Here is a 12,997-nt window from a genome sequence, read left to right on the forward strand (position 1 = left end):
GTCAAAAGGAGGAGTTAGATGAACAATCAAATCACACTAGCGTATTTAGATTATGATGATCTAGATGCTTTACAAGTTGTAAGTGTTGTCAGTTTTTATGAATCGTTTATCGATGGCGCAGATCCACTTGATATGCAAGGATATTTACAGACACAATTGACAACTGAAATATTGGCAGTAGAATTGGCACAGTCAACCAGTAAATTTATTGGTATTAAGGATCATCAAATACTCATTGGTTATATGAAAGTCAATGATGAAAAAGATGCTATAGAGATTCAACGGCTCTATCTGCTCAAAGATTATCAAAACAAAGGGTTAGGGCAACGGTTACTCGATGAAGCGAATCGTTATGCTAAAACGAAACAAAAACGTTATTTACGTTTGACTGTTTATGAAAAAAATCATGCAGGTATTCGTTTTTATGAACGTCATGGATTTAAAAAAATCGGGATCAAACATTTTCCTTTAGGAAAACAAGATCGTATTTGTCCGATTTTAGAAAAAGAAATCTAAAAAAACGTCCTCACTTTTGATGCTGAGGACGTTTTTTTAGACTGGTAATGGAACCATAATTCGCTTTCCTTTTTGATAAATCGCTAATTCCGTCACACCTTTTGCTTTTAACAGAGCAAAAAGATCATCGAAATGGAAACGGAAATGTTCAAGGTAATGCCCATCTGATCCAACACTAAACAAGGTACCACCACGTGAAAGATATAAATCGATGACATATTCATATAACGCTAAATTGTCATACAAGTAAGCGCTCTTAGCATTTAATTCGAATGCCAATTTATTTTTGATTACTTGATCTAGAATCGGTAAAAACTGCGCTTCATATTGTTTAAATTCAGCAACGGATAGACCAAATACCCGAAAACCATAGTCAAAATGAGCAAAGACATCTGCTTCTATAACAACTAGTGCTTCTGAAAGTTGTGCAAAATACTGAGGAATCACAATAGCAGGATCCATATCTTTGACTTCGTCATCTAAATAATCAAATTGACCATTATGATGCACACTGAGTAATTTTAAATCGTAATCTTTATCGGCTAAATAGTCGATGATCCGATCCTTTTCAGAAGCGATGTAACCGATTTCGATGCCTTTTAAAACACGATTGCCAAAACGCTTATTTAAGCTATCGATTGTTTGACTGTACATTTCATAATCGGGGATATCATCGACTTTAGTAACAGGATTGGCTAAGTCAAAATGTTCAGTTGTCACGACGTAACCATCGTAGTTTGTTAAATAGTCCTCATTTCTTGGGAGTTTTGAGACTACTGTATGCGTTTTTTTATTGATTTACCAACATGTTTAGACATTTTCCTCTAGGAAAAAATTAACTAGCACCACGGGTAGTATTTTATATTCTTATATTAAAAAGAAAGATGCCGTTTGCATCTTTCTTTTTTTAGTTAAAAGGGAGAATTTATAAAATTAATGAAGTTTTAGTAATGAATCTATTGAAAAATTTTTTTCCATTAGTAATATTGTCTAATAATCAGAATATTCAGAAAAAGGAGGGGCAATATGTCGGAATTTTTTCAGTGGAAATTAGTTTGGGAATATTTTCCAAAGGTTTTAAGTGCTTTGCCGGTTACGTTGATGATAGTAGCAGTGGCGTCGATTACAGGATTGCTTTTAGGGATTTTACTTGCATTTATTCGTGTCGAAAAAGTGCCATTTCTGAGTCAACTGGCGGCAGTCTTCGTTTCATTTATTCGAGGCACTCCGATATTGGTTCAACTGTATGTTGTGTATTATGGTGTACCCGCCTTATTACAAATGATTCAAATCGATGTTTCCTCATGGAATAAAATTATTTTCATCTATATCACCTACGGATTAAATACTGCTGCCTTTCAGTCTGAAACTTTCCGGGCTGCGATTCTAAGTGTACCGGTCACACAGAAGGAAGCGAGTATTGCTTGCGGATTGACGAAAACACAAATGTATCGACAAGTGATTTTACCGCAAGTTGTCCGTGTCGCATTACCTGCATTTGGTACAACTACGATTGCACTGCTGCAAGACACATCGCTGGCTTTTACCATTGGGGTAGTGGATGTTGTCGGCAAAGCGCGAGCGATAGGCGCAGTGACCTTCCATACACTTGAAGGCTATGTCGGTGCGGCGATCTTGTTTATTACCTTAAGCTTCCTCTTAGAACGTGTTTTCACCGGTCTGGAACGTCGGATGAGTTTTTCGAAAACAAAACAACAAACAGCAAAAGTACCACTGATATCATGGACCAAAAAACAGCAAAAAATCAAAACAACATAGGAAAATTTTGGGTAGAGGGAAAGGGAGGAATTCAAATGAAAAAAACGATTTTAGGTGCAATTACATTGGTGACACTTTTTGTTTTAGGGGCTTGCGGAAGCAGTTCTGCCGACACTGCAAGCAGTGGAGCAAGTGATGCAACAGAAATCAAGGTGGGTACTGGGAATGAAGCATTGCCATATGCTTATTTAGACGAAAATGGTGAATATGATGGCTATGATGTCGCCGTCGTTAAAGCAATCGACGAAAAATTACTTGATTATACCTTTACCTTTGAAGGAGCGGATTTCCCAACGACGTTATCAAATTTAGAAAGCAATAAAGTCCAGATGGCTGCCTATGAATATGAAGTCAATGATGAACGGAAAGAAAAATTCGTCTATGGGGATGTTGGGTATGTGGTCTGGGATACGTATATTGTCTCTGATCCAGATGCCGGTACGGTCTACGATAGCTTCGAAGATTTAGCAGGAAAAAAAGTCTATGTGACGACTGCTACTAACCAAGCAGCAATGGCTGAGGCTTATCTGGCAGAAAATCCCGATGCTTTTGAATTGGTTTATGGGGAATACAACAACGAGCAAATCGTACAAGCAGTCACTTCAGGTGCGGTCGATGCAACGTTAGCACCAGAATATCAAGTCGATAATTGGAACAATTCATTTAGTGAAAATCTAGAGATCGGCAGCGAACCAGTCCACAACTCAGATGCCTACTTATTGTTCAACAAAGAAGCTGACCAAGACTTTATTGATGCGGTCAATACAGCATTAGAGGAATTGAAAGCAGATGGAACGATCAAAGAATTATCAGAAAAATATCTAGATGGGGATTACGTCCCAGAATAGGGAGGAATGGCGATGAGTTTTCAATTGTCTATTATGATCGAAGCGCTGAAAACAGCAAGTCATTATATTGGTACGACGCTTTTTATGGCGTTGACCGCACTAGTCATTGGCGCGGTGGTTGGGTTGATCATCGCCTTGATTCGTCTGTATAGGATCAAGATCCTCGCACCAGTGCTGCAAGTGATTGTCACGGTCTTAAAAGGGGTCCCAGTGGTTTTAGTGATTTTAGCGTTATATCTTATTTCTGCTAAACAGTTTGATATTTGGGCGGAGTCGATGCATTGGACTTTGCGATTTAAAGATTTCAACATGGTTTGGATAGCGATCGCCGCCTTGAGTTTAATGTCTGCTATCAATAGCAGCGAGATTTTCAGGGGCGCATTTGCGGCAGTCAAAAAAGGGCAGTTCGATGCAGCCAAATCGATCGGCATGACGAACTTACAAGTCATCCGTCGTGTGCTGCTCCCGCAAGCCTGGCCGATTTCATTGCCCATGTTCAGTAATTTGCTGATCTCGTTGGTTAAAGCGTCTGCCTTAGCTTCCATGGTCAGTGTTGTCGATGTTTTTGCGGCAGCTAAAATCACGGCCCAGCAAAATTATCGGTTTTTAGAAGCGTATGTGGCTGTTGCGATCATTTATTGGCTGATTAGTTTGGTCATCGAAAAAGGGGCACAATTACTGGAAAATCGGCTGTTGCGCAAACTAAGGAGGGCCGCATTATGATGAAAGTAACGGATATCCATAAGCGATTCGGCAAACAAGAAGTGTTAAAAGGGATTGATCTTGATGTCGCTAAAGGCGAAGTAGTCGTCTTATTGGGGCCTTCCGGTTCGGGAAAAACGACCTTCTTGCGTTGTCTCAATTTTTTGGAACGAGCAGATCAAGGTGTGATTCAATTGGGAGAAACCACCACCACATTGCACAAAGCAAGTAAAAAAGAAATATTGACCCATCAACGGCAAACAGCGATGGTTTTCCAAAATTATGCCTTGTTTCAAAATAAAACAGCCAAAGAAAATATCATGATGCCATTGATCGTGACCAAAAAACAAAGCAAAGAAGCTGCCCTGCGAACAGCAGAGGCTTTGTTGGATCAAGTCGGTTTGTCTGAACGACAAGATTTTTATCCTAGCCAACTGTCAGGTGGACAACAACAGCGTATCGGGATCGCCCGTGCGTTGGCGTTGAATCCTAAGGTCATCTTGTTTGATGAACCTACCTCGGCATTGGACCCGGAACTAGTGGGACAGACATTGGCGCTGCTCAGAGAAATTGCGGAAGCCGGTGCGACCATGGTATTGGTGACCCATGAAATGAAATTCGCGTATGAAGTAGCAGACAAAGTCGTTTTCATGGAGAATGGACATATTGTTGAACAAGGCACACCGCAACAAGTATTCGAGGAAACCAAAGAAGAACGAACCAAAGCCTTTTTAGCCCGCTTTACCACACAGCTGGCCGGCTAACAACTATGCAGGGAGGAAATAGAATGGCCTATCAATTCGCACAACGTATCATGACATTAGAAGCATCTCCATTAAGAGAGAATGCAAAAAAAAATATGGAGTCTGCAGCAGCTATTTCCTTTGCTTACGGATTTCCACCGACAGAAGCATTTCCAATGGCTACATTGAAAGAGATCTCGCAAAAATTATATAACGAAGCGGACCCAGAGTCTTTCTTGCAGTATGGGGCATCAGAGGGGTATCCGCGCTTACGGACCTTGATCAAAGAACGTTTGCGTCAATTGTCAAATATCGATAACGAAGAGGAGGTGCTGGTGGTTTCGGGCTCGACCCAAGCCATGGATTTGGCGGTAAAAGTCTTTTGTAATGAAGGCGATGTGGTGTTATGCGAGGAGCAAACATTTTCCGGTGCGGTGAATGCTATCAAAGGATATGGGGCGATACCAGTGCCGGTACCGATGGATCTTGCAGCAGAATCAATGGATCTTGACGCTTTAGAAACAATCCTCAAAACAGACGCAAGAGTGAAAATGTTGTATCTGATCCCCACTTTCCAAAACCCTTTAGGCACATCAATGCCATTGGAAAAACGTAAAGCCATTTATGCATTGGCATGTCAATATGATGTGCTGATTTTTGAAGACGATCCTTACGGTGAGTTGTTGTATGAAGGTACACCGATCCCTAAGATGAAAACATTAGATACCGAAGGACGAATCATTTATGCGGGATCTTTTTCAAAAATTTTGGCACCCAGCAGCCGGATTGGTTTTATGATGGCTGCTGGTCCTGCAATGGAAAAATTGATTTTGGCCAAGCAATCCGCCGATTCCCACACCAATTTTTATTGGCAAGTGGTATTGGCCGAATATATGGATTATCATGATTTCGAAGGTCATGTGGCCCAATTGACCTTGTTGTATCAAGAGAAATATGCCCGCATGCTGCAAGCATTACAGGCACTGCCAACGGATAAGCTTACCTTTATCAAACCAACAGGCGGCTATTTTATCACCTGTTTCCTATCGACTGAGATGGACGCAGAGCGGTTCTATGATTACCTTGATGAGGCGAAAGTTGCGGTCATTCCAGGCAATATCATGAGTGTTGCGGGAAAAGGCTATGAGCATTCATTTCGGCTGAATTTTACGAAGCCGACATTGGCACAGATCGATCAAGGGATCGCTTTATTAGGTGATGCGTTGGAATACGCTATGCCGCCAGCATATGAAGGGGTCATTTAGGAGGTGTTGCCAATGAAATTGATTTATTACGGGGTAAGTGAAGAGGAAATTGCTTATATCGAACGGTGGCAATTTATCCACAAAACACCAGTGACGATCGTAATGGAGGGCTTGTCTTGGGAGAATATCCATTTGGCAGCAGGGCACGACGGCATCTGTTTGTATCCTAGTCTGGCTATGCAGCAAGATGAGTCCCTGTACCAACGCTTGCATATTTTAGGGATGAAGCAGTTATCGATCAAATCAACGGGGGTCGACGGTGTTCGTTTTGACTGGGCGCAAAAGCATCAGTTGACGGTCACCAATGTCCCTTCTTATAGCCCAACATCGGTGGGCCATTACACTGTGATGTCGATCTTGATGGTTTTACGCAATATTCCAGCAATGATCAAAGGAAAACTTGATCGACGGTCTGTGATTGGTCGGGAGCTACAAGACGTAACAGTCGGTTTGTTAGGCACTGGTCGAATCGGTGCTCTAGTCGCAGAAGCGATTTATCATATGGGGGGACATGTGATTGCCACTAGTAGGAGTGAAAATCCTCGGTTGAAGGGGATTGTCGAATATGTGTCCTTTGAGACCTTGATTGCTGCATCGGACGTCTTGTCGATCCATATCCCGCTGACAAAAGCATCAGAAGGGCTATTTTCGGCCTCTGTTTTTGCACAGATGAAGCCTGGCAGTTGTCTGGTCAATACGGCACGTGGGGGAATCGTTGATACGGATGCGTTGATTGCCGCACTCGCGCAAGGGCGTTTGTCTGGTGCTGTATTAGACGCTATCGCCAATGAAGAACGGTATTTTTCAGTTGGGTGGGATCAAAATCCTTATTATCAACAGCTGAATCAACTGCCAAATGTGCTTTTGACCCCGCATATTGCGTATTATACCCAATTGGCTGTACAAGAAATTGCAGAAACAGCTTTGAACAATGCAAGAGATATTTTGCTAGAAGGACAATCTGCCAATACGATCGCGCTTTGAGCGATAGAAAAGAAAGGGTGGGAGTATGCTGCAAGCAGAAATCAAAGGATTGAAGAAGTCTTTCGATAAACAAGTCATCTTAAAAAATGTTGGCTTACAAATTGAACGTGGGGAAGTTGTATGCATCATTGGTCCTAGCGGCTCTGGAAAAACGACCTTTTTGCGTTGCTTGAATTTGTTGGAGCAGCCTGATGCGGGGAGTTATTCTATCGGTGACTTCCAGTATGATCTCGCACATATTGGCAAAACCCAACGATTGGAGATCGCCCGCAAAACAGCGATGGTCTTTCAATCCTATGAGCTGTTCAGCCACATGAATGTGTTGCAAAATGTGGCGGAAGGACTACGCACACCACGGCGTTTCCCAAAAAAACTGGCAGAAAAAGCAGCGTTATCTGCCTTAGAAAAAGTGGGTTTGGCAGATAAAGCTATGATGTATCCTAGTCAACTGTCTGGCGGACAGCAACAACGTGTAGGTATCGCCAGAGCGATGGCTTTGACGCCAGAATTATTACTGTTTGATGAACCCACTTCAGCGCTCGATCCAGAACTTGTCGGTGATGTCCTAAATGTCATGAAGCAACTGGCTGATAGTGGGCAAACGATGATCATCGTGACGCATGAAATGCAATTTGCACAAGAAGTCGCGGATAAAGTGATATTCATGGCGGATGGTGTGGTGGTAGAAGCGGGAACACCAGAAGAAATTTTTGAGGATCCGCAAGAAGAATGTACACAGCAATTTTTGACACAAGTACGTTTTCAATTAGCTGTATAGAAGCGAGGCACAATATGGAAAAGGTGAACAGCTCTAGTCGGCTTTGGTCGAAAGATTTTTACTTAGTGATGGTGGTCACGGTACTAGCAATGACAGCCATCACGACCCAAATGGGGACTATGCCGTTATATGTTGCTTCTTTAGGTGGTTCTAAAGCAGTATCCGGCGCCATTGTAGGTGTCTTGGGGCTATCTGCTTTGTTTTGCCGTTTGCCAATCGGTGTGGCATTGGATCGATATGGACGCAAAGTCTTGCTTTGTATGGGATTAGCCATTCTGTTGATTGATTTTAGTTTATTGAATCTGCTGCAGGGGCTATTGATGCTTTTTTGTCTGCGCATCTTGCAAGGGGTGGGCAATAGTTTGCAAGCGACAGCAGCAGCGACGATGGCAGTTGATACGATTCCTGAAGGCAAATTAGCAGTCGGATTGGGGTATTTCAGTATCGCCCAGGCTGTGCCGAGTGCCATCGGCCCGTTGATAGGACTTGCTGTTGTAGAAAATTATGGATTTCCTGTACTTTTTCGGATGGCTGCCTTGTTGAGCGGAACAGCTTTTTTGTTGAGTTTCTTTTTGAAAGAACAGCCCTTTTCACGGAGGAATACGCACTCTGGCGAAGCGAAATCATCGTTACGAGAACTGCTTCGCATCAAAGCGGTTGTGTTTCCTAGCGGTATCCTTTTTTTGATATGCTTTGCCAATTCTGGCGTGGTGGCGTTTATTGCACAATATGCCCTTGAACGTGAGATTATCGGCGCAGGCTATTATTTTACGGTCATGTCGATCATGACGGTCACAACACGGGTCGTATTTCCACGTTTGCTCGCCAAAATCCAAACGGCTACATTGATTTATGGCAGTTTATTATTGATTTTGGTTTCTTTTTGTCTGTTGCCATTTACGACACAGCTCAGTAGCTTGCTTCTGGCCGCGAGTTGTTATGGTGTCGGTTATGCCGGCTTATTGCCTGTGATGAATACGATTGTATTAGAATCGGTGTCTGAGGCGCAGCGAGGGCAAGGGACAGCGGTATTTTCAGCAGCCTTAGATGTAGCTTATGGAGGTGGGGCTTTTTTGTGGGGAATCATCGCCAGTCTTTTTGGCTTTGACATGATGTTTTTTGGGTGTGGTCTGTTTGCTTGTGGGGCGATGATTGTTTATCGCTATTTCCAATTATCTCAGCGTTGATGTTAGGAAATTTAACATAGGATGTAATCTGCAACTTGCGCTTCTGTTGTTTTCTCGATAAACTGAGAAAATAATGAGAACGGGGGATGATTATGGATAACTTAGACCGCAAGATACTGAACATCATGCAGCAAAATGCCCGAGTCACTGTCAAACAGATCGCAGAGCAATGCTTTATTTCATCGCCATCTGTTTCTGTGCGGGTACAAAACCTTGAAACCCTTGGGTATATCCGTTCTTATCAGGCACTGATCGACTACCAAAAACTTGGTTATCTGATCAAAGCGTATGTCCATTGCGCAGTGAATGCCAAAGATAAAGAAGCCTTCTATGCCTATATCGCAGACATCCCAAATGTGATCGAGTGTGACTGTATCACTGGAGATTATTCTATGCTCTTGAAGGTTTATTTTAGTGATACGGTCGTCTTGGATCGGTTTATCACAGATTTGCAATTTTATGGGGATACCAAAACCCACATTGTATTTTCAACGAATGTCGGACCACGAGGGTTGCAAGTGCCAGTCGATGACCAGTGACCCCTGTATATAAAAAAAGCGTGCCTGTCTATGTGAGATAAGCGCGCTTTTTGGGTTTTCAGAATTGATATCCTCGAGAGGGAACTGGCGTCGAGAAAACGATTTGGGTGTTGGTTCGACCGAATTTTTGCAAGTCATTGATAAAGCTGTCCAATGATTTGGTAGAAGGGAAAACGACTTTGATTAACATTGAATAAGGGCCGGTGACACAATCACATTCCAACACATTGGGGATCGCCTGTATGAAAGGATAGAAACTTGCTTTTTGCTGTGGTTCGATCGACAGGTGGATAAATGCTTTGATCGGCAAGCCGGCTTGTTCATAGTCAATCGTCGCTTGATAATACAACAATTGCTCGGTTTCTTCTAAATGTTTTATTCGTTGGGAAACAGCAGGTGCAGTGATGAATAACGCTTCACTTAACTTTTTGATCGATAACCGACCATTTTGCTGCAACAGATTCAACAACTTTTTATCTAGTTCATCCAAATACTTTCCTCTTTTCTGTTTTTGTACTGTTTCTCTTTGTTTTTCAAAGTGAAAGGAATCAATTTCAAGGATTAACAAAGAGATGGCTGAAAAGGCTCGTGTCTTTTTCTCTTATGTGATATTTTATCACATATAATACAAAAAGGGGCGTTTAAATCATGATGAGGATCGAATCAGATACAATTGGCAGTCTACCTATATACGAGGGGGCTTATTATGGTATTCATAGTTATCGCGCAAAAGAAAATTTTGCTTTCACTGATCAAAAAGTTGATCTGACGATGATCAAACAAGTAGCACGTATCAAAGCCGCAGCTGCGCTAGCCAATCAACAATCTGGCACGCTATCCAAAGAAAAAGCACAAATCATTGTGACTGCTGCGGAAGAAATCATCATGGGCAAGTGGGATGAAGAATTTATTGTTGATACATTTCAGGGGGGAGCAGGAACATCCACCAACATGAATGTGAATGAAGTGATCGCCAATCGCGGGTTAGAATTGATGGGGCATAAGAAAGGGGAATATCAATATCTTCATCCTTTAGACGATGTCAATCAAAGCCAATCCACCAATGATGTCTATCCTAGTGCTGGGAAACTGGCTTTGCTTGTATATATTGAACAATTGGATGAAGCGCTGGTACAGTTGATTGACAGATGGCATATGAAAGCGAAAGAAGTTCAGCACGTGGCAAAAATGGGGCGAACCCAACTGCAAGAGGCGGTGCCAATGACAGTAGGGGAAAGTTTCGCTGCATATGCCCACAGTTTGACGCGTTGCCGTGAACGGCTGCACCACTTATCGGCAGAACTATTGACCTTAAATATGGGTGGGACAGCCATTGGGACAGGTCTTAATGCGTCCTATCGCTATCAAGAATACCTCTATCAAGAATTGAACCGACGTTTTCCAAGACCCTTACGGCCAGCGAATGACCTGATTGATAGTACACAGCATACCGACAGTTTCGCCTCGATTTCAGGTGGATTAAAAACGATTGCCATCACATTGAACAAAAGCGCCAATGATCTGCGTCTCTTAGCCAGCGGTCCGCGAACTGGTTTTCATGAACTCAACTTGCCAGCAAGACAAGCAGGCTCATCGATCATGCCGGGCAAAGTCAATCCAGTCATTCCAGAAGTTATCAGTCAAATTGCATTTCAAGTGATTGGAAATGACGGTGCCATCACCTTTGCGGCAGCTTCCGGAGAATTGGAATTGAATGCTTTTGAGCCGGTGATGTTCCATAATTTATTTGAATCATGTCAACTGTTGACCAAAGCGTGTCAAATTTTTGCCGATAAATGTGTGGCAGGTATTACCGTCAATGAAACAGCTTGTTTGAAAGCTGTAAATAACAGTACAGGGACTATTACAGCCCTTTCACCGCAAATTGGTTATGAAAAAGCCACTGCTTTTGTCAAAGAAGCATTGGAAAAAAATTGTTCCATCGAGGAGCTATTAAAGCAAGAAGAATTCTTGCGGACAGAAACTTATCAGTAAGGAAAAACTGAAATATCCATATACCTAAAAGCCTAAAAGCATAAAAAAATAAAAAACTTATCTGTAGTAGGGATTTGTGTCTGGTAAAAGACACTCAATCTCGCTGAGGATAAGTTTTTTAGATTTTTGTCAATGAGTCAAACAAAAGTATGGTAATCCATCTTAAAATTTATATAGACAGAATGATATTCAGTTTAACTCAGGAGAGTGTAAAATATTTTGTGTAAATAGAAAAAAGGAAGTCCCTTCTGTAGAATAGAGTTACCACAACACATTCACAGAAGAGAGGACTTCCCTATGAACGATTTTACTACAGAAATTCTAAAGACTCTAGCGAACAAAGGCGATTTGAATGAATTATTCCGTGTCCATTTGGAGAAAGCAGTCAATACGCTTCTCAAAACGGAGTTAACGGCTTTCATAGATTACGAAAAGTATGATCGCATTGGTTTTAACACGGGTAATTCTCGTAACGGCTCCTATGACCGTACGGTCAAGACCGAGTATGGGGAACTTCATCTCCAGATTCCGCGCGACCGCAATGGTGAGTTCAAGCAACAGACTGTTCCTGCTTATAGACGGACGAATGACACGTTAGAGGAGACCGTCATTCACCTCTTCCGAAAAGGTATTACCATGTCGGAAATCGCAGACTTGATTGAGAAAATGTATGGGCATCACTACACGCCCCAAACCATGTCCAATATAACAAAATCATTTACAGAAGAGGTAACGGCGTTTAAAGGGCGGGAGCTTCATGACCGTTATGCTGCTATTTATATGGACGCAACGTATATTCCGTTAAAGCGGAAAACCGTCGCCAAGGAAGCTATTCATATCGCAGTTGGCATTCGCCCGGACGGATCAAAGGAAGTATTGAGCTATGCGATTGCACCGACTGAATCCATCACGATTTGGGAGGAAATTTTATTGGACCTTCAAGAGCGCGGTTTGAAAAATGTCCTCCTGTTCATCACGGATGGCTTAAAGGGGATGGTAGGAGCGATTAGTCGGTTCTATCCCAAAGCTCGTTTTCAACATTGTTGTGTACACGTTTCCCGTAATATCAGTCACAAAGTGCGTGTCGATGATCTTAAGGAAGTCTGTGATGATTTTAAAATGGTGTATCAAGCCTCATCTAAAGAGGTGGCGTTGGAAGCACGTGGTGCTTTTGCGGAAAAATGGAAAACCAGCTATCCAAAAGTGGTTGAATCGATTCTTTCGAACGATCACTTGCTCACTTTCTATGATTTCCCCTTGGCCATACGCAAGAGTATTTATTCTACGAACTTGATTGAATCCTTTAATAAGCAAATCAAGAAATACAGCCACCGCAAGGAACAGTTCCAAAACGAAGAGTCGATGGAACGTTTCTTAGTCTCGTCTTTTGATACTTACAACCAAAAATTCCTAGGTCGCAGTCATAAAGGCTTTCAACAGGCCGAAGGCGAACTTGAACAAATGCTAAGCCAACTGATTGAGAATTAGAAACAATCTGCAGTAGGGAAGAATCATTTACACAAAATTATTGACGCTCCCCTAATGATGGCTGGATTGAATTCTATGCTCTTTTTTGAATATAAACTTACTTTTTGGGAATATCTATCTTTGTTTATAGGGTCTATAATTATTTGTATTTCTTGGCAATACTATCTAAGTAC

Annotated in this window: 14 protein-coding genes; 12 read left to right on the forward strand and 2 right to left on the reverse strand. The window is 42.1% G+C overall.

The window, feature by feature from the left end:
- Positions 1 to 18: 18 nt before the first annotated feature.
- Positions 19 to 516: a GNAT family N-acetyltransferase gene (locus IGI73_RS16620; RefSeq protein ID WP_002295755.1), complete on the forward strand. Its 498-nt coding sequence runs from the start codon at positions 19 to 21 to the stop codon at positions 514 to 516.
- A gap of 36 nt (positions 517 to 552) precedes the next feature.
- Here the strand turns inward: IGI73_RS16620 and IGI73_RS16625 are convergent, their stop codons facing one another.
- On the reverse strand, positions 553 to 1,236 hold the full coding sequence (locus tag IGI73_RS16625) for a PHP domain-containing protein (protein WP_002335147.1): 684 nt from the start codon (positions 1,234 to 1,236) through the stop codon (positions 553 to 555).
- Between the two features lie 306 nt (positions 1,237 to 1,542).
- Between IGI73_RS16625 and IGI73_RS16630 the strand changes: the two genes are divergently transcribed.
- The 9 genes from IGI73_RS16630 to IGI73_RS16670 all read left to right on the forward strand — a co-directional run bounded on the left by IGI73_RS16630 (position 1,543) and on the right by IGI73_RS16670 (position 9,341).
- Positions 1,543 to 2,295 (forward strand): amino acid ABC transporter permease, encoded by a 753-nt coding sequence (locus IGI73_RS16630; protein WP_003125416.1) that lies wholly within the window; start codon positions 1,543 to 1,545, stop codon positions 2,293 to 2,295.
- Positions 2,296 to 2,330: 35 nt separating this feature from the next.
- On the forward strand, positions 2,331 to 3,143 hold the full coding sequence (locus IGI73_RS16635) for a transporter substrate-binding domain-containing protein (protein WP_081117244.1): 813 nt from the start codon (positions 2,331 to 2,333) through the stop codon (positions 3,141 to 3,143).
- A gap of 12 nt (positions 3,144 to 3,155) precedes the next feature.
- Positions 3,156 to 3,866 (forward strand): amino acid ABC transporter permease, encoded by a 711-nt coding sequence (locus IGI73_RS16640; protein ID WP_021150492.1) that lies wholly within the window; start codon positions 3,156 to 3,158, stop codon positions 3,864 to 3,866.
- Complete coding sequence (locus IGI73_RS16645; protein WP_054114517.1) at positions 3,863 to 4,609, forward strand: amino acid ABC transporter ATP-binding protein; 747 nt, start codon at positions 3,863 to 3,865, stop codon at positions 4,607 to 4,609. The genes IGI73_RS16640 and IGI73_RS16645 overlap by 4 nt, the downstream gene beginning before the upstream one ends.
- Positions 4,610 to 4,632: 23 nt before the next feature.
- On the forward strand, positions 4,633 to 5,853 hold the full coding sequence (locus IGI73_RS16650; protein ID WP_347483511.1) for a PLP-dependent aminotransferase family protein: 1,221 nt from the start codon (positions 4,633 to 4,635) through the stop codon (positions 5,851 to 5,853).
- A 12-nt stretch (positions 5,854 to 5,865) separates the two neighbouring features.
- On the forward strand, positions 5,866 to 6,837 hold the full coding sequence (locus IGI73_RS16655) for an NAD(P)-dependent oxidoreductase (RefSeq protein ID WP_118214693.1): 972 nt from the start codon (positions 5,866 to 5,868) through the stop codon (positions 6,835 to 6,837).
- A 25-nt stretch (positions 6,838 to 6,862) separates the two neighbouring features.
- Positions 6,863 to 7,615 carry an amino acid ABC transporter ATP-binding protein gene (locus tag IGI73_RS16660; RefSeq protein ID WP_060792673.1) on the forward strand — a complete coding sequence of 251 codons (753 nt, stop codon included), beginning with the start codon at positions 6,863 to 6,865 and terminating at the stop codon, positions 7,613 to 7,615.
- A gap of 14 nt (positions 7,616 to 7,629) precedes the next feature.
- On the forward strand, positions 7,630 to 8,802 hold the full coding sequence (locus IGI73_RS16665) for an MFS transporter (protein ID WP_081117242.1): 1,173 nt from the start codon (positions 7,630 to 7,632) through the stop codon (positions 8,800 to 8,802).
- A 92-nt stretch (positions 8,803 to 8,894) separates the two neighbouring features.
- Positions 8,895 to 9,341, forward strand: a complete 447-nt coding sequence (locus tag IGI73_RS16670) for an Lrp/AsnC family transcriptional regulator (protein ID WP_005470356.1) — start codon at positions 8,895 to 8,897, stop codon at positions 9,339 to 9,341.
- Between the two features lie 58 nt (positions 9,342 to 9,399).
- On the opposite strand, the gene IGI73_RS16675 is transcribed toward IGI73_RS16670, so the two are convergent.
- Positions 9,400 to 9,831 carry an Lrp/AsnC family transcriptional regulator gene (locus IGI73_RS16675; protein ID WP_003125427.1) on the reverse strand — a complete coding sequence of 144 codons (432 nt, stop codon included), beginning with the start codon at positions 9,829 to 9,831 and terminating at the stop codon, positions 9,400 to 9,402.
- A gap of 158 nt (positions 9,832 to 9,989) precedes the next feature.
- Here IGI73_RS16675 and IGI73_RS16680 point away from each other — a divergent pair, with 158 nt between their 5' ends.
- Together IGI73_RS16680 and IGI73_RS16685 are read left to right on the forward strand one after the other, a co-directional pair.
- Positions 9,990 to 11,336, forward strand: coding sequence for an aspartate ammonia-lyase (locus IGI73_RS16680; RefSeq protein ID WP_081117241.1), 1,347 nt, complete (start codon positions 9,990 to 9,992; stop codon positions 11,334 to 11,336).
- A gap of 297 nt (positions 11,337 to 11,633) precedes the next feature.
- Positions 11,634 to 12,824: an IS256-like element ISLgar5 family transposase gene (locus IGI73_RS16685; protein ID WP_438759319.1), complete on the forward strand. Its 1,191-nt coding sequence runs from the start codon at positions 11,634 to 11,636 to the stop codon at positions 12,822 to 12,824.
- Positions 12,825 to 12,997 lie beyond the last annotated feature (173 nt).

The organism is Enterococcus sp. DIV0755f, assembly GCF_051713725.1.
GTDB classification, from domain to species: domain Bacteria; phylum Bacillota; class Bacilli; order Lactobacillales; family Enterococcaceae; genus Enterococcus_D; species Enterococcus_D casseliflavus.

Excerpts from the sequence above, each read along its gene's own strand:
- IGI73_RS16620 (WP_002295755.1), top strand. The coding sequence starts at position 19 with ATGAACAATCAAATCACACTAGCGTATTTAGATTATGATGATCTAGAT.
- IGI73_RS16630 (WP_003125416.1), top strand. The coding sequence starts at position 1,543 with ATGTCGGAATTTTTTCAGTGGAAATTAGTTTGGGAATATTTTCCAAAG.
- IGI73_RS16635 (WP_081117244.1), top strand. The coding sequence starts at position 2,331 with ATGAAAAAAACGATTTTAGGTGCAATTACATTGGTGACACTTTTTGTT.
- IGI73_RS16640 (WP_021150492.1), top strand. The coding sequence starts at position 3,156 with ATGAGTTTTCAATTGTCTATTATGATCGAAGCGCTGAAAACAGCAAGT.
- IGI73_RS16645 (WP_054114517.1), top strand. The coding sequence starts at position 3,863 with ATGATGAAAGTAACGGATATCCATAAGCGATTCGGCAAACAAGAAGTG.
- IGI73_RS16650 (WP_347483511.1), top strand. The coding sequence starts at position 4,633 with ATGGCCTATCAATTCGCACAACGTATCATGACATTAGAAGCATCTCCA.
- IGI73_RS16655 (WP_118214693.1), top strand. The coding sequence starts at position 5,866 with ATGAAATTGATTTATTACGGGGTAAGTGAAGAGGAAATTGCTTATATC.
- IGI73_RS16660 (WP_060792673.1), top strand. The coding sequence starts at position 6,863 with ATGCTGCAAGCAGAAATCAAAGGATTGAAGAAGTCTTTCGATAAACAA.
- IGI73_RS16665 (WP_081117242.1), top strand. The coding sequence starts at position 7,630 with ATGGAAAAGGTGAACAGCTCTAGTCGGCTTTGGTCGAAAGATTTTTAC.
- IGI73_RS16670 (WP_005470356.1), top strand. The coding sequence starts at position 8,895 with ATGGATAACTTAGACCGCAAGATACTGAACATCATGCAGCAAAATGCC.
- IGI73_RS16680 (WP_081117241.1), top strand. The coding sequence starts at position 9,990 with ATGATGAGGATCGAATCAGATACAATTGGCAGTCTACCTATATACGAG.
- IGI73_RS16685 (WP_438759319.1), top strand. The coding sequence starts at position 11,634 with ATGAACGATTTTACTACAGAAATTCTAAAGACTCTAGCGAACAAAGGC.